Origin of the sequence: Neobacillus sp. GCM10027624 (genome assembly GCF_042675345.1) — a bacterium.
Lineage (GTDB): Bacteria > Bacillota > Bacilli > Bacillales > Cytobacillaceae > Neobacillus > Neobacillus cucumis_D.
Genome location: NZ_JBHTHD010000010.1, coordinates 83,605 through 98,715 on the forward strand (window position 1 = coordinate 83,605; position 15,111 = coordinate 98,715).

A 15,111-nucleotide genomic window follows, 5' to 3' on the forward strand; every position below is an offset into this window, starting at 1 on the left:
TATGGAGGAGGTAAGGCCGCTGCTTCAGACCATGGGGAAGGATGTTCTTTATCAAGGAGAAACTGGGAAAGGGACATCCATGAAAATTGTGATTAATTTAATGCTAGCCCAATCGATGGCGGCGTTTGCGGAGGCCCTGAATCTTGGTGAAGCTCTCGGCCTTCAAAAGGAAACTGTCATAGAGACACTGTTAAATGGGCCGACAGCAGCTCCGATGTTGAAAGGAAAAAAGACCAAAATTCTCTCCGACGAGTATTCGGCCGATTTTCCATTAAGGTTGATGCAAAAGGACCTGCAGCTTGTCTCTCAGGCGGCATACGAACATTCTTTATCGATGCCAAGCGCCAACCTCACCAAGGAACTCTATGCGTTAGCAAAGCAACAGGGCCTTGGTGAACTTGATTTCTCGGCCATCTATCAATTCCTAAAACCAAATAAATAGAAGGATGTGAAAACTTCACAATGGTGAAAGAAACCATTTGAAGTATTCACATTCCCAGCGAGTCCTTAAGATACACCGTCAAATAGTCGACATTGGTTATTTTTTTATTGCATTCAGAACTATTGGTACAAATATAATTGCCAATGGCTTTATAATAGTCCGGGTTTTTGGATTTTTTCGCTTTTGTTACGGTTGAAATGTAAGTAACCTGGCCAAAGCGATTACAGAAGGAACAAATATTTTCTTTACTGGCGGGAGTAACTTTGCATTCGATGCCGGTGATTTTTCCATCCAGCTCATAAACAATAAATTTTTTATTGGAACTAAGGTCGTTCCAGCTCAAATAGGTCAGTTGGCCGTGATTGATTTGTGATAAATCAGGCAGCTTTAATTTTTTATTTTTAGGAAACATTTTTTTCAACTGCTGCTCGGTGATTTTGGGAAAAGAGATCACGTAGGATGAAAGATGCTGGATATATTGATCATATTCGGCATCTGTCTTCAGCCTTGAAAGATCGAGCATTTTCTGTTGTTCCGATGTTGTATTGGGAAATAGGTCGAAGATTTTAGCATTAGCTAAGTCTTTTACAGCTGATAAAACGGTTGGGGCCACATTCTTTTTGGCGCTGTCCTTAATCAAGGCGATCTGATTTTTTATAAAATTAAGCTGTTCATTTTTGATAAATTTTTCGGTCATTTTTAGTAGCTCCTATCATTCTCTATACCCTATATTTTAAAAAACCCCGCCCGTTTCTAAAATGGAGAAAATGAGTTAGAAATGTTTTTTACATAAAAAAGCACTGATGAAGTTTTTCACCAGTGCTATTGGTTTATTGCTTTTTCGAATAGACAATTTTTTTAATTGTTTCCATGGAGAGATAATGTTCCTCAGCTAATTGCTCGATGCTGCTGCCGCTGTTAAACGATTTTTTAATAGAAGCATTGCGGTGATCGAGCAGCCGTCTCCCGCCACTTGAGCTTCCCCATTTCCGATACTCCGTCTCCGGCTTGGGAATGTATAGGGTTTCTCCCTGGACATATTTTTGAATTTCAACGATCAGCTTTTCGGGTAAAACTTTGTTTGCATTAATATATTTCATTTTTGCCAGCCCCTTATTTCAATTTTGAAAAAATAAGGTGCAAAGCCAAAATAGTAGAAAAGCTAGGTCAGCGATATAATTAAATGATTCGCCCCATGCAAAGTATCGCCTTTCCAATACTAGGCTTTGCATGAGTGACAGAAGTACCAGACAATCTTAAGTGATTCTCCAACTGTACGCACCTCCCTTAATCTGTTGTCATTATAACAAAATTTTACACATGGCGGGAGAGGCTTATTTAACTATGTTTCTTAAATGTGCTTCTGCCGCTATTGTAATGGCTCGCCCACACATTCGAACTTCCATTCGCATACTGTGTTTTTACAGAATGTCGAATGGAGGGAAAGTATGAAAACACGAAAATGGTTTTGGACAATCGTTTTAAGTGCCATATTGGTTCTCCCGTTGGTTCTCGTTATGTTCCATGGTAATGGAACGAAAAAGCAGTCTAATCCGCCTGAAGTGCAGACGGTCATGGGGGATAATTCCACAAAGAATCCTGGAAAGCCTCACCCCAATTCCCAATCCCAGTCTAAACCGGAAAAGAAGCCTGCTCCCAAACATAAAACCCTATGGGGTGTCGATTCCGCTACAAAGGTGGATAAGGCATTTTTAAAATGTGTAAAAAAGCATTATGGCAAGCCGGCTGTGTTTGGCCGTTATTTGGAGACGAAAGAGGGAATCTCGACAGGACTTACGAAAAAAGAGGCTGACTTTCTTCACAAAGAGGGAGTCAAAGTTATTCCGATATTTAATCATTTCATCGATGCCACTGGCTATAAAAAAGGGGTATCTGAAGCAAAAGAAGCGATCCGTTATGCCAAAAGGATAGGAATTCCAAAGGGAACTGCGATTTTCGCCGATATCGAACCGAAATATCCTGTGGATGAAGGATTTATCCGCGGCTGGGTCGACACCTTGCACAAATCGGATTATAAACCTGGAATATACGGAGTATTCACCAAGGAATCCAAGGTTACCTCCGCATATAAAAAAGCGATGGAGAAGGATAAGAATATTCAGGACCAGACCATCATCTGGAGCAGCAACCCCGAACCAGGAATCACCAACAAAGACAGCGCACCAAAATTCAAACCTAAGGCGCCCGACAAGGTAAACGTATCCATCTGGCAATACGGAATCGACGGCCAAACCTGCAACATCGACACCAACCTCATCCAGTCAGAAGTAATCGACGCCCTGTGGTGAAATACGGTGCCTGACACCGCCCGTGGACTTTTCGCTCTTTTTGTCCGCGTGGGGTGGACACTTATTGGCTATCAGCGTTTTTGTTGTTTTATCAGCGGAAACTGGCTTCCAATTGGCGAAACGGGGAGTCCCATCAGCGATAACAGCCCTCCAATTAGCGAAACACAAAACTTTGCATCCAAGTTGAAACACTCCATATGTGATTAAACATAAAGTGCCTGTCACCAATGTGAAAATTTCACATTGGTGACAGGCACTAACCAAGAACTATCTAGTACCTATACCCCAATTTCAACGAAATCCGCCTTCCATATTCCACTACTCTGTCAATCAACAGCTTTTCCCGCTCCTCCGAAACTTGGAAATTGACATACCCAATGCTAATAGCGCCAATCAGTTCATTCATCTGGTTAAAAATGGGAGCGGCCACAGCCGATGTTCCCTTCGTTTTTTCGCCATGACTAATGCCGTAGCCCTGTAATTTTACAGCCTGCAATTTCTCCAAAAATGCCTCCTGTTCCTCCGCAGCGACCAGTGCACCAACAATTTTCTGCGACTCCGCCTGCGGCAGGAACGCGAGCATCGCCTTGTTTGCCGCACCAATATGCATCGGAATCCGATTCCCAAGCTGGTCATAAATCCGAATCGGATTGGTCGGGCAATCAATTCTTTCAACCACAAGCGACTCCAGCCCAAACGGCTTATTGTAATAAACACTTTCTCCAACCTCGTTCATTAATCGCTCCATTTCAGGGCGAATCTGGCCGACAAAATCGAAGCTGTCATATAACTGCAAGCCATATTCCAGCCATTTATTTCCCAGCGTGTAAAGTTTCGAGTCCGGATCCTGCTGAATCAGTCCATGCTCTTTCATTGAATTCAACAAGCGGTGGATGGTACTAACAGGAAGGCCGCACTCCTTCGATATGTCCGTAATCGACAACCACTTTGCCGCTTCACTGCTGGAGATAATCTCGATGATTTCCATCGCACGATCAATCGTTTGCATTTCTTCAACTCCATTTTCTAATTGATGATTTAAAATTCCGTATTGTGGAACGTTATCATTACTATACATTAATTTTTAAAAATTAAAAATATTGACATGATTATCGAACTGCTATACTATCAAATTATAAATTTCATTTGATGAAACAAAATTCCACTATGTGAAAAAACGGAGGTCAATTACATGTTTAAAAATGTTATCGTTAAAACACCTGGGAAAACATATGTAAACGGATTAACCACTTCTGATCTAGGAACACCAATTTTAGAAAAAGCGCAAGAGCAGCATACATCTTACATAGCAGCCCTTAAACAATGCGGCGTGGAGGTAACCGAGCTTCCTGCAAACGAAAACTACCCTGATTCCACCTTCGTTGAGGATACTGCTGTTCTTACACCAGATTTTGCTGTAGTAACCAATCCCGGCGCAGCAACCCGCAATGGCGAAATTATTGATATGGAGCCGGCATTAAAGAATTTTTATGAAAAATTTTATCGTATTGAAGCACCTGGAACCCTTGATGGCGGAGACATTTTACAAATTGAAGATCATTTCTATATTGGCATTTCTGCAAGAACCAATCATGAAGGTGCGAAACAATTAAAACAAATCCTGGAATCGGAAAACTACAAAGCTACCATTGTGGAGTTAGAGAAATTCTTCCACTTAAAAACCGGAGTTAACTACATTGGGGAAGGAATCATCTTGGCCGCAGGTGAATTCATCGACCATGCTGACTTCAATTCTTACAAAAAAATCATTGTGCCGCCTGAAGAAGAGTACGCAGCCAACTGTATCCGCGTCAACGATTATGTAATCGTCCCAGCTGGATTCCCGGAAACTAAGAAAAATATTGAGGATGCAGGCTTCAAAACCATTGAAGTGGATACAACCGAATTCCGTAAATTAGATGGTGGACTAAGCTGCTTATCTTTGCGTTTCTAATATCTTCATAGAAAAAGCTGCTCCATTCTGCCGCTCCTGACATGAAATGCCAGCCAATTAATGATAGTAAATAGATTGTTATAGCAGTATATTTAAAATGAGTTCCGCTTTTTTAAACAAAGTGTATTACCTTAAAAGGGGATAGAAGATCATGACAGAAAATCAATGGGCCACAAAAGAAGGACTTCGCCGTTTGCTATGTGAGGTTGTGAGCTGGGAAAGCCGGACACTGACGCCGGGAGAACGGGAATTCCCTAAAAAGCTGGAAGCGAAACTACAGAGTTTGCCTTATTTTCAAGAGAACCCTGGCCACTTAGGTCTTCATGATGCGGATTTAGGAAGAAAATTCGTCACTGCTCTATACAAACATCCTGAAGCCAAGGACACCATTGTTCTCATTAGTCATTTTGATACGGTTTTTACAGCGGAATATGGGGATATCGAAGAATTCGCCTTCAAGCCTGAGGAATTAACGCAATTACTTCATAGCCGAATCGACAGCCTGCCGGAGGATGCAAGAGAAGATCTTCTTTCTGGTGAATATCTGTTCGGACGTGGTACGATGGATATGAAAATGGGCCTTGTCATGCATATGGGATTAATTGAAAAGGCTTCCGCCGAAAAATGGCCAATCAATCTTATTTTACTAACGGTTCCGGATGAAGAAGTTAATTCGGCGGGTATGCGGGCCGCGGTGGTGAAATTAGTTGAAATGCGTGAAGAACACGGTCTCACCTATAAATTATTTTTAAATGGAGAACCGGTATTTACGCAACAGCCGGGTGACCGCAATTATTATATTTACTCCGGCTCAATCGGTAAAATTATGCCGTCCGTGCTTTTTTACGGGCGTGAAACCCATGTAGGCGAACCGCTGAGCGGGATTACTGCAAGCTATATGGCTTCGTTTATGACGCAGCAAATGGAGTGGAACGTCAAACTCGAGGAAACGGTGATGGGCGAGAAGACTCCGCTTCCGGTGACATTGCAACAAAAAGATTTAAAAATGGAGTACTCGGCACAGACACCATTCCGTGCAGCTGCCTTGTACAATGTATTTTTAATGAAGCGGAATGCAGCGGAAATCATGGATATTTTTGAAGAGATTGCCGGGGACGCATCAAAGGCCTGCAATACGGCCTATCAAAAAATCTGTACGGCTCAGGGCGTTAAACCGGTAGGGGAAGTCCGTGTTCTCCGTTATGAACAATTGCTCGAGCATGCCGTAAGGAAGCTTGGTCAGGAGTTTGTTGATGCGGTGAAAGCGGAGGTTCTTGCGAACAACGAGTGGGATGACCGCGATAAGTCCTTCCAAATCGCTGATACATTAATGATTGAGTGCCAAGAGTTGGCACCGGCGATGATTTTGCTCTATGCACCGCCATATTATCCAGCCGTCAATTCGTCTGATAGTGAATTCATTCGCGAATGTGTGAGCCATATTCAAGCGCAGGGCATGGAGAAATTTGGGTTGCCGGTGGGGCAAATCCACTATTTCAATGGCATTTGCGACCTAAGCTATGTGAATTACAATGATACGAACGAGGGCTGGAATTCCTTTGTCGCCAACACACCGGTTTGGGGAGACAGCTACAGCATCCCATTTGAGGAAATGAAACAACTCCAAGCACCCGTACTTAACGTAGGACCGTTTGGAAAAGACGCCCACAAACGCACCGAACGCCTCCATATGAAGAGTGCATTTGAAGAAGTTCCGGCGCTTGTGGAAGGGCTAATAAAGTCGATTTGCAGGAACAACACAAAGGGACAGGTACCTTGTATATAAGATTAATGATGAAAAAGGACAACACCGGGTTGTCCTTTTTGTGTAATTTCGTATACATCTACCGATTTCTGAAAATATTGAATAGTATAAAACCGAGTGGTAAACTATATAAAGATAATCTTATCTTCTAAACAACGTGACTTTTTCTACAAATCGCACATTTTCAAGGAGGTAATGATGTTAAATTCCAATGCTGCCGGTCCTAATCATATAGATGTTGAAGGGATGAACCCAATTTCAAAACAGTTATCAGCAAAAATAGATAATTATCTGATACTATGCGTCTATGAACAGGATTATAAAATTCAAGATCACACTGGTTTAGAGTGGGAGCAATCCAAGAATTCACTAGCAGCGATGCCGTTATCTGCGGACACAAAGGGATCTAATACTTTTATTATTTGGGACCGAGTCTATCAGGAAAGCACCCACGTGTTTAATAGCTTGCGTCTTGCGGCTAGGAATCGGTTAATTAGGCATATCTCCAATAATATTGTGAACTATCTTTTAACGAAGTATAAAAAGTTTTCTCCTATATTCTCCACGATTCTTAATGATGTAGAAATGAAAAGCCGGTCGATTCACTATTTTGAGGAAATGTTAAAAAGAGACACTTTCTTAGTTAATGAGGATGTTTGGGATAACTTTTGTGATTGGTTCCGGATCTATTTAACTGAATGGGTACTGGAAGAAATGGCCCAAACCCTTGGCGAGGATCGATTAATCCAGCTGGAGAAAAAGGAATTAAACGAGCAATTCTATCAATTTATCTCCATGAATTTTTCACAAAATAAAAATTTCATTACAAGGTTTACAAGTATAGTAAATAACTATACCTTAGAGTGGGTTGGAAAAATTATTACCTTTTTAAATTTAGAAAATTATTCTATTCAGCAAATCGAATCATTGCTATGTAAAGATATCTCCATTTCTGAACATCCATCACCCTCTCCTGTAAATGAGTTCACGTTTAATTCAGCAGGGAATGACTGTATATTTGTCATGAATAATGCACCGTATCAGTCTGTTCGTGAAGCTTTATATAAAACGAGTTTTACAAAAAAAGAAGAATTTCTTTGGCCCACCTTCCCTATTATAAAGAGCAGTGTTAAGGGGATCCTGCAAATCAAACCCTTTAAAAAAGACTATTACCCATTACATAATAATCATCCCATTGTAAAAGAAACCTGGGAGGAGGTTAAGGTCTTATCGGATTTAGAAGCAGATATATTTGATGCTCTTTGTACCTTCTTTTTATCAAATGCCAAACATCCAGATGATGTCGTCGAAATCCAGTTGGATGCCTTGTTAGCTATTCGGGGCTTAAAACCAAAAATGGGTGGTGATGGACGTCGTGGCGGATATGAGGAGAAGCAGCGCCGTCAAGTATTGAAATCGCTTTCCCTTATACAGAAACTTTGGATAGACTTGGAAAAAACGATTGTCTATGAAAAAGGGAAGCCCTCCGAGACTCGGCTCCAAGGCAGGGCCTTTCTTTTCGTTGACCAGAATCGAGTCGAGTATCCCATTACGGAAGAAACAAATGAGAAAAAAATAAGTTATAAAGTGGACCAGGTCTTTTCTAGATACTTGTTTGGATCAGGAAGACAAGTGGCTCTTCTTCCTTTAAAGGTGTTACATTATGATCCGTATCGAAAAACATGGGAGAAGCGATTAACAAGATACCTTAGCTGGCGTTGGCGGATACAAGCCAGAAAAGAGGATTATTTGCAACCGAATAAAATCAACACGTTACTTGAAGCGATCGGTGTCAAAATAAATGAGCGAACCCCGTCACGCACAAGAGAAAGATTGGAAAAGGCACTTGATACCTTGCAGCAAGATGGTGTAATTGGGGCATGGCACTATGAGAAATGGGAAGAGTCGATCGCCGACCAAAAAGGATGGGGGCGTATTTGGCTGAATTCTATGATCAACATTCAGCCTCCGGATTTTATAATGGAACAATATCGTCCAATTAAGAGAAGCCATCAAGGCCAGAGTATAAGACAACCTCAGAAAGAGGTATTGGGTGAAGAAGCAGAATTGATTGGAGTACGTGTAAGGGAGATTAGGGAAAAGTTCGACTTGGCTTTAGCACATGTTTCGGAGGAATTGGAAATCTCCACGTCTTATCTAAGCAATATTGAAAGAGGTATAAAAATCCCATCTAAAAAAATTCAGTTTAAGCTGATGAAATGGCTGAAGCGCTTTGAATGAAAAAGAACCATATGTACATGAAAAATGTGCATATGGTTCTTTTTTTTCGTCAAAAGGGTTTATCTTATACATTTGTCGAGGTTGTCTTGAACAAATGTCGGGATGATGGTGTACATAAAAAAATTACAAGTTTATTTTGCGGTTGATAGACCAAGGTTTTTAACCACTTTTTCTTTTTTTTCTCACTAATAATTAAATAATATAAGCCGCTTTGTTTTCTGAATATTAAAAACCAATTGTGTATGATTCAACTATGAAAACAATAGTAAAGATTGGGGTGGAAGAAATGAAAAGTGAAAACGTTTCCTATAGAAGTTTGGACCCCTTATTTTATCCTCGTTCCGTTGCAGTATTAGGGGCGTCAAAAAATCCTAATAAGCTGGGTTACATTCAGGTGAAAGCATTATTGGATGGGAACTATGATGGAGCGATCCTGCCGATTAACCCAAAGGAAACTGAAATTGCCGGGTTAAAATGCTATTCCACATTATCAGATGTCCCTGGACCCATTGATTTAGCAATATTTTGTGTGAGTGCCAGTCAAGTTTTACAAAGCATCGAGGATTGTGGAAAGAAAAAGGTGAAAGCCGCAATTATTTTTGCCTCAGGATATTCAGAAACAGGAGTAGAGGGGGCAATACAGCAGGAAATGATTGCAGATACAGCTAGAAAGTACGGAATTAGATTAATCGGCCCTAACTGTGTTGGACTCGTCAATACTTTGAATGGATTGGTAGGAACCTTCTCACCAGCTGTAATGAGCCATCCATTAAACGATCAGCGGGCTGTAGGATATGTTTCTCAAAGTGGAGCCTTCGGGATTCTAACTTATATGGCGGCGGCCCAGAACGGATTAACCTTTAATTATTTTGTCAGTGTTGGAAATGAAATGGATACAGAATTTGCTGACGTTGTGGAATATATGATTCATGACCCAAAAACGAAAGTCATCAGCGGTTATCTCGAGGGAGCTAAAAATCCTGCTAAACTGCGACAGCTCGCAAAGGAAGCATTGAACAAAAATAAACCAATTGTAGTAATGAAAACAGGACGCAGTTCAGCCGGAAGCCGGGCCGCAGCTTCCCATACAGGTTCCTTGGCGGGATCAGACCAAATCTATGATGCATTTTTTAAGCAAACAGGAATCGTAAGAGCAAATGACTACGAAGAAATTATTTCTTTCTCCAAACTGTTTCTATCAGGTAAGCTGCCCACTGGACGTAATACGGTCATTATTACAAGTTCCGGCGGCAGGGGAATTAATGAAGCAGACCGCTGTGAGGCAAGCGGACTAAAGATTATCCCGTTAAGGAATGAGACGAAGGAAAAAATAAAAGAAGCTTTACCATCCTTTGCAAGTGCCTCCAACCCAGTTGATTTAACCGCTGCAGCCGCAGTTACGAATCCTGAGTTGTTTATCGCACCGCTGAAGGCACTTTTGGAAGATCAAGAGATTGATAATTTAATATTTACTGAGTTTCCAATGTTTTGGGGAGACGATCACCCACTATTACAAGAGTTTATTCAAAAGTGTAAGGAATCGGATAAATTTGTGCTAGTTACAACCTTCCCATTACAAGGAATGTCAATCCCTAAAGGGACATCTGAAATGGAAAAAAACGGAATTCCTGTAATACCTGGGAACTTAAATCCAATTGGAGCTCTGGCAAAATTGGTAGAGTACAGTGATAAATATCGTAAAAATCAAATGAACGAGGCTCAAAAAGAACAAAAGTATCCCGTTCTAAAAGTCTCAAACCCAAATTTACAGCAGCTGTTAAAGCCAGGTGTAACACTAAGTGAATTTGAATCTAGTGAAATATTGGAACTATACCATATTCCAACTTCCCAAAAAGCATTAGCGCGAACAGCGAAAGAAGCTGTTTTGCACGCCAAAAGTATCGGTTTTCCAGTTGTAATGAAAATAGACTCCCAGGATATTCCTCATAAAACAGAAGCAAATGCCATTCGATTGAATCTACAAAATGAACAGGATGTAGTGAATGCCTTTGCGGATATTTTAAGTTCCGCTAAAATGTACAATCCTGATGCCGTCATCAATGGTGTATCTGTTCAAGAGATGCTGCCGAAAGGTACAGAGGTAATTGTAGGGGTAACAAAGGACCCAGTTTTTGGACCGGTCATCATGTTTGGGCTAGGTGGAATTTTTGTTGAGACGTTCAAAGACATTTCTTTCCGTGTTGCCCCTCTAACCCGTCAAGATGCAGTAGAGATGATGGAAGAAATTAAAGGAAAGGCGATTCTGAAAGGGGTAAGAGGGCAGGCTCCTGCTGACCTTGACGCAATTATCGATGTTTTATTAAAAGTATCGGATTTAATTTCTGATGCAGATGGTGGGATTGAAGAAATCGATATCAATCCACTCATTGTTTATGAGAATGGTTTAAAAGCGGCGGATGCCTTAATCATTACGAGTCATTCTTCACTTGAAAAAACTGAAGCAGGGAGGAGATAAAATGGATTTGGACAGCAGCATTATTGGATTAACGGGTCCAGAATTTACTTTTGAAGTAGAAAAACGACATATACGCCAATTTGCTCAAGCAATTGGAGACCCCAATCCGCTTTACGTAGATGAGGAGTATGCTGCACAAACTCCTTACATGGAAATCATTGCCCCACCCACTTTTCCGATTGCCATTGGTGCGGAAGGCGAAGGGATTGACTTGGACCTCGACCCAAAGAGAATGCTTCATGGTGAACAGGAATTTATTTATCACCGTCCGATTAGATCCGGGGACCGGTTGGTGTGTCAAATGAAGGTGACCGATTTATATGAACGGGAGGGAAAAAGCGGGAAAATGCAGTTTTTAGTGTTAGATACAGAGATGAAAGATGAGAGGGGAAATCTGGTCGTCATCAGCCGCACGAATATTATTTACCGGCCAAAGCAATAGAATCAACCTTTTATTCTTTTAATCTGCGGTTCATACGAAGGAGGGATGATAAATGCTGGTATATGAAGATTTACAAGAAGGGCTGGTTTTACAGCCATTGGTTAAACCACCTGTTACAAAGGTGCAATTAGTAAAATATGCGGGAGCTTCTGGTGATTATAACCCGCTGCATACCGATGATGCGTTTGCCCAAAGCATTGGAATGCCGGGTGTCATTGCCCATGGAATGCTGGTGATGGGTTTTTTAGGGGAATACGTAATAGGGCTGGCCGGCAAAACAGCAGAAATAACGAACTTTCGAATGAGATTTGGCGCTATGACCATGCCGGGAGATCAAATTACCTGTTCTGCCATCGTCCAAAAATTCTATGAGGAAGATGGCAAACGGTTTGTCAGGTTAGAACTTAAAGCGGAGAAGACGCCGGAAAAAGTTGTCGGGTCCGGAGAAGCGATTTTACGTTTTTTCTAATAGACAAGAAAGTAAAAAATTTGACTTTGAGAATTGTCCAGCTCCAGCGCCTAGCCCCTCGAGACATAAGCCAATCCGTCAGGAAGGTTAAAGAGCAACCTTCCCGCCGGCTCGTCTTATGCTTGTCGGGGCTGACCAAGGCGCTTGCGCTTTTCTAATAAGAGGGAGGTTTTCTCGTGGGATTGATTAAAGACCGCTATGCGATTGTTGGTGTAGGGGAAAGTGAACGATCAAAAAATTCAGGCACGACCCCGCTGCATTTAGCCTTAGATGCAGCAAGAGCAGCCATTCAAGATGCAGGTATTGAAGCGAAAGAGATCGATGGGTTTATGAGCTATAGTGAAAATGATTCTTGTACCTCCCATCAATTAGCCACCTATTTAGGGGTTCGTCCTAAATATGTAAAAGATATCATGGGCGGAGGCAGCAGTACAGAGATGCTGATTGCTGATGCGATTGGATTAATTGAAACAGGTCAGGTCAATACCGTTTTAATTTACCGTTCGATGAATGGCCGATCCGGTGTCAGGATGGGCGGCGGCGGATGGGATGTAAATATGCTTCAATCTGCCATTGATGGAGGAAGCTTTATCATCCCTTATGGTGCAGGAGGACCAAGTCAATGGTTTGGACTTTTTGCAACAAGGCACATGTATGAAACCGGGCTTACGCAAGAACATTTGGGGCATGTATGTGTAAGCTTTTATGAACATGCCCAGCGGAATCCAAAAGCATTTTTTTACGGAAAACCGCTAACCATGGAGGAATATAAAAACACACCGTACTTAAGTTATCCGTTTAATAAGCATGATTTCTGTCTTGAATCAGATGAAGCCAATGCACTGATTGTTACTTCAGCTGAAAGGGCCAAGAATGGTAAATCAAGACCCGTGTACATTATGGGGATTGCTGCAAGACAATGTGTATCCCATGCGCATTACTGGTCAGATCTTTCCGAAGTTGCTGCGGATTACGTTGCGCCGGAGGTCTATAAAATGGCAGGGGTTAAACCGGAAGATCTTCATGTCGCATCCATCTATGATTGCTACAGCTGGGTGGTATTACGCCAGCTTGAGGCTTATGGAATCGCTCCCCGCGGTCAAGTAGGAGATTTTGTTGCTGATGGAAATTTACGACTGGGTGGGAGATTGCCGAGTAATACAGCGGGTGGCATGCTATCCGAAGGCTATACACATGGAATGAATAACGTTCTCGAAATTGTTCGCCAGATCCGCCACGATTATAAAGGAACAGACCGGCAGGTAGAAAATTGTGAGATCGGCTTGTGTACTGGCTGGGCGGGTCCAGATATTGCAGGGGCTATGATTCTAAGAAACTAGGAGGGGTTAGAATGGGATATCAAAAACCAATACCATTAAAAAGTCAGGATAATCATCCCTTTTGGGACGCCGCGGATCGTCATGAACTTATGATCCAAAAATGTGAAAGTTGTCAACGCTACTTGCATCCACCTGGACCAGCTTGTGCAAAATGCGGCAGTACTGAACTTAGCTGGGAGAACCTTGGCAGTGATGTAACAGGGACGGTTTATTCCTATGTGATCTCTTATCGTCCTTTTCTTCCTGGATTTCAGGATGATCTGCCGCTTGTAATTGCGGTCGTTCAGCTTGAAAAAGCTCCTGATGTAAAGATAATTGGGAACATTATCCATTGCAGTCCTGAGGATGTCAAGATTGGAATGAGCGTAAAAATGACCTGGCAGGATATCAACGAAGAACGCGCACTTCCGCAATGGATCCAGGCTTAATGAATGAGGTATTTGAAAGGGGCAAATAAATATGGATTTTTCTTTTACAGAAAGGGAAGAGGCCTTCCGCCAAGAATTACGGACATGGCTTGAGAATCATTTACCGGATGGCTGGCTTGCGGGAAAAAGAGAGCTTCCAAAAGGGCGAAATGAGTATTCTCAATTCTTAAGAAACTGGCAAAAAAAATTATATGAGGGTGGATACGCTGCGATTGCCTGGCCGGAAAAATATGGAGGCCGGAATGCCAGTTTAATAGAGGAGATTATTTATCAGCAGGAAATGGTCCGAGTAAAAGCTCCGCCATTGGTGAATTATGTTGGTATTCATATGGTCGGACCTACATTGATGCAAATCGGGACAGAGGAACAAAAAGCTGCCTATATTCAGAAAATATTAACAGGTGAAGAGGTTTGGTGCCAGGGATATTCGGAGCCGAACGCAGGATCTGACTTAACTGCCATCCAGACCTCTGCAGTGCGGGATGGGGATCGTTGGAAAATTAATGGACAAAAAGTGTGGACGAGTTTTGGACACTTGGCAGATCGTTGTTTTCTTCTTGCAAGAACAAGCAAAGGAGAGAAGAAGCATAAAGGGATTACTGTTTTCCTATTAGATATGAAACAGCCTGGGGTGGAAACACGGCCCATCATCCAAATGGATGGCAAACATGATTTTAATGAAGTGTATCTTGAAGACGCGATTGCTTATGATGCCGACATTGTTGGTGAGGTGGATGAAGGCTGGAAGGTAATGATTGCCCTATTAATGCACGAAAGAACGGGAATCGGAGCCCAAGTCTTTACTTTGGAACAGCAATTTCAAGATTTAGTTGTTTTAACAAAGGAATTGCGAGAAGATGGCCATCCACTAATTAAAAATCCGTTTGTTCGTAAGACAATGGTTGATTTATATACACGGTCAAGAGGCTCTCTTCTAAACTATTATCGCAATCTTACTAAGACACTAAAGAATGGGCATCCAGGTGCAGAGGGATCCATGGATAAATTATTGGTGAGTGAATTAACCAAGGAATTATTTGCTCAGTCTATGTCCATACAGGGGCATCAAGGAGTTTTATGGAAAGAGGATGCCCAAATCGGAGATTCCTATTGGCAAGAGGGTTTTCTTTATTCATTCGGTATGACGATTGGGGGAGGAACGAGCGAAGTTCAGAAAAACACGATCGCGGAGCGGATTTTAGGACTTCCTAAAGATATGGGAAGATAGTGAAAACGGGGGTGACA

General features: G+C 41.9%; 15 protein-coding genes. 12 read left to right on the forward strand and 3 right to left on the reverse strand.

What is annotated here, in order from left to right; all coding sequences use genetic code 11:
* The first annotated feature begins 1 nt into the window (after position 1).
* Positions 2 to 442: an NAD(P)-dependent oxidoreductase gene (locus ACFQZ9_RS14855; RefSeq protein WP_498944585.1), complete on the forward strand. Its 441-nt coding sequence runs from the start codon at positions 2 to 4 to the stop codon at positions 440 to 442.
* Positions 443 to 488: 46 nt separating this feature from the next.
* Here ACFQZ9_RS14855 and ACFQZ9_RS14860 read toward each other — a convergent pair whose 3' ends face one another.
* Both ACFQZ9_RS14860 and ACFQZ9_RS14865 read right to left on the reverse strand, forming a co-directional pair.
* Positions 489 to 1,139: a FusB/FusC family EF-G-binding protein gene (locus ACFQZ9_RS14860; protein ID WP_498944379.1), complete on the reverse strand. Its 651-nt coding sequence runs from the start codon at positions 1,137 to 1,139 to the stop codon at positions 489 to 491.
* A 133-nt stretch (positions 1,140 to 1,272) separates the two neighbouring features.
* Positions 1,273 to 1,542, reverse strand: coding sequence for a CD3324 family protein (locus tag ACFQZ9_RS14865; protein ID WP_498944380.1), 270 nt, complete (start codon positions 1,540 to 1,542; stop codon positions 1,273 to 1,275).
* A gap of 348 nt (positions 1,543 to 1,890) precedes the next feature.
* Here ACFQZ9_RS14865 and ACFQZ9_RS14870 point away from each other — a divergent pair, with 348 nt between their 5' ends.
* Positions 1,891 to 2,751: a glycoside hydrolase domain-containing protein gene (locus ACFQZ9_RS14870; RefSeq protein ID WP_498944381.1), complete on the forward strand. Its 861-nt coding sequence runs from the start codon at positions 1,891 to 1,893 to the stop codon at positions 2,749 to 2,751.
* Positions 2,752 to 2,815: 64 nt separating this feature from the next.
* Entirely contained in the window at positions 2,816 to 2,938 is a 123-nt protein-coding gene (locus ACFQZ9_RS14875) for a hypothetical protein (protein ID WP_286180101.1), read from the forward strand.
* Between the two features lie 84 nt (positions 2,939 to 3,022).
* Here the strand turns inward: ACFQZ9_RS14875 and ACFQZ9_RS14880 are convergent, their stop codons facing one another.
* Positions 3,023 to 3,760: an IclR family transcriptional regulator gene (locus ACFQZ9_RS14880; RefSeq protein ID WP_198310588.1), complete on the reverse strand. Its 738-nt coding sequence runs from the start codon at positions 3,758 to 3,760 to the stop codon at positions 3,023 to 3,025.
* 183 nt (positions 3,761 to 3,943) lie between these two features.
* On the opposite strand from ACFQZ9_RS14880, the gene ACFQZ9_RS14885 reads away from it, so the two are divergent.
* From ACFQZ9_RS14885 to ACFQZ9_RS14925, 9 genes are all read left to right on the forward strand, one after another.
* Positions 3,944 to 4,705, forward strand: coding sequence for a dimethylarginine dimethylaminohydrolase family protein (locus tag ACFQZ9_RS14885; RefSeq protein WP_498944382.1), 762 nt, complete (start codon positions 3,944 to 3,946; stop codon positions 4,703 to 4,705).
* Between the two features lie 151 nt (positions 4,706 to 4,856).
* Positions 4,857 to 6,491 carry a M20/M25/M40 family metallo-hydrolase gene (locus tag ACFQZ9_RS14890; RefSeq protein ID WP_498944383.1) on the forward strand — a complete coding sequence of 545 codons (1,635 nt, stop codon included), beginning with the start codon at positions 4,857 to 4,859 and terminating at the stop codon, positions 6,489 to 6,491.
* Between the two features lie 177 nt (positions 6,492 to 6,668).
* A complete protein-coding gene (locus ACFQZ9_RS14895) occupies positions 6,669 to 8,711 on the forward strand; it encodes a helix-turn-helix domain-containing protein (RefSeq protein ID WP_498944384.1) in 2,043 nt (680 codons plus the stop codon).
* A gap of 286 nt (positions 8,712 to 8,997) precedes the next feature.
* The gene (locus tag ACFQZ9_RS14900; protein WP_498944385.1) at positions 8,998 to 11,187 is read left to right on the forward strand and encodes an acetate--CoA ligase family protein; all 2,190 of its coding nucleotides are present in this window, start codon (positions 8,998 to 9,000) and stop codon (positions 11,185 to 11,187) included.
* A 1-nt stretch (position 11,188) separates the two neighbouring features.
* Complete coding sequence (locus ACFQZ9_RS14905; protein WP_498944386.1) at positions 11,189 to 11,629, forward strand: MaoC family dehydratase N-terminal domain-containing protein; 441 nt, start codon at positions 11,189 to 11,191, stop codon at positions 11,627 to 11,629.
* A 52-nt stretch (positions 11,630 to 11,681) separates the two neighbouring features.
* Positions 11,682 to 12,098 (forward strand): MaoC/PaaZ C-terminal domain-containing protein, encoded by a 417-nt coding sequence (locus tag ACFQZ9_RS14910; RefSeq protein WP_498944387.1) that lies wholly within the window; start codon positions 11,682 to 11,684, stop codon positions 12,096 to 12,098.
* Positions 12,099 to 12,274: 176 nt separating this feature from the next.
* Positions 12,275 to 13,438: a thiolase C-terminal domain-containing protein gene (locus ACFQZ9_RS14915; protein WP_498944388.1), complete on the forward strand. Its 1,164-nt coding sequence runs from the start codon at positions 12,275 to 12,277 to the stop codon at positions 13,436 to 13,438.
* An 11-nt stretch (positions 13,439 to 13,449) separates the two neighbouring features.
* Entirely contained in the window at positions 13,450 to 13,866 is a 417-nt protein-coding gene (locus tag ACFQZ9_RS14920) for a Zn-ribbon domain-containing OB-fold protein (RefSeq protein WP_498944389.1), read from the forward strand.
* A 31-nt stretch (positions 13,867 to 13,897) separates the two neighbouring features.
* On the forward strand, positions 13,898 to 15,094 hold the full coding sequence (locus ACFQZ9_RS14925) for an acyl-CoA dehydrogenase family protein (RefSeq protein WP_498944390.1): 1,197 nt from the start codon (positions 13,898 to 13,900) through the stop codon (positions 15,092 to 15,094).
* The last annotated feature ends 17 nt before the right edge of the window (positions 15,095 to 15,111 follow it).

Bases quoted from the DNA above. Each gene is read 5' to 3' on its own strand.
- ACFQZ9_RS14855 (WP_498944585.1), top strand. From the start codon at position 2: ATGGAGGAGGTAAGGCCGCTGCTTCAGACCATGGGGAAGGATGTTCTT.
- ACFQZ9_RS14860 (WP_498944379.1), bottom strand. From the start codon at position 1,139: ATGACCGAAAAATTTATCAAAAATGAACAGCTTAATTTTATAAAAAAT.
- ACFQZ9_RS14865 (WP_498944380.1), bottom strand. From the start codon at position 1,542: ATGAAATATATTAATGCAAACAAAGTTTTACCCGAAAAGCTGATCGTT.
- ACFQZ9_RS14870 (WP_498944381.1), top strand. From the start codon at position 1,891: ATGAAAACACGAAAATGGTTTTGGACAATCGTTTTAAGTGCCATATTG.
- ACFQZ9_RS14880 (WP_198310588.1), bottom strand. From the start codon at position 3,760: ATGCAAACGATTGATCGTGCGATGGAAATCATCGAGATTATCTCCAGC.
- ACFQZ9_RS14885 (WP_498944382.1), top strand. From the start codon at position 3,944: ATGTTTAAAAATGTTATCGTTAAAACACCTGGGAAAACATATGTAAAC.
- ACFQZ9_RS14890 (WP_498944383.1), top strand. From the start codon at position 4,857: ATGACAGAAAATCAATGGGCCACAAAAGAAGGACTTCGCCGTTTGCTA.
- ACFQZ9_RS14895 (WP_498944384.1), top strand. From the start codon at position 6,669: ATGTTAAATTCCAATGCTGCCGGTCCTAATCATATAGATGTTGAAGGG.
- ACFQZ9_RS14900 (WP_498944385.1), top strand. From the start codon at position 8,998: ATGAAAAGTGAAAACGTTTCCTATAGAAGTTTGGACCCCTTATTTTAT.
- ACFQZ9_RS14905 (WP_498944386.1), top strand. From the start codon at position 11,189: ATGGATTTGGACAGCAGCATTATTGGATTAACGGGTCCAGAATTTACT.
- ACFQZ9_RS14910 (WP_498944387.1), top strand. From the start codon at position 11,682: ATGCTGGTATATGAAGATTTACAAGAAGGGCTGGTTTTACAGCCATTG.
- ACFQZ9_RS14920 (WP_498944389.1), top strand. From the start codon at position 13,450: ATGGGATATCAAAAACCAATACCATTAAAAAGTCAGGATAATCATCCC.
- ACFQZ9_RS14925 (WP_498944390.1), top strand. From the start codon at position 13,898: ATGGATTTTTCTTTTACAGAAAGGGAAGAGGCCTTCCGCCAAGAATTA.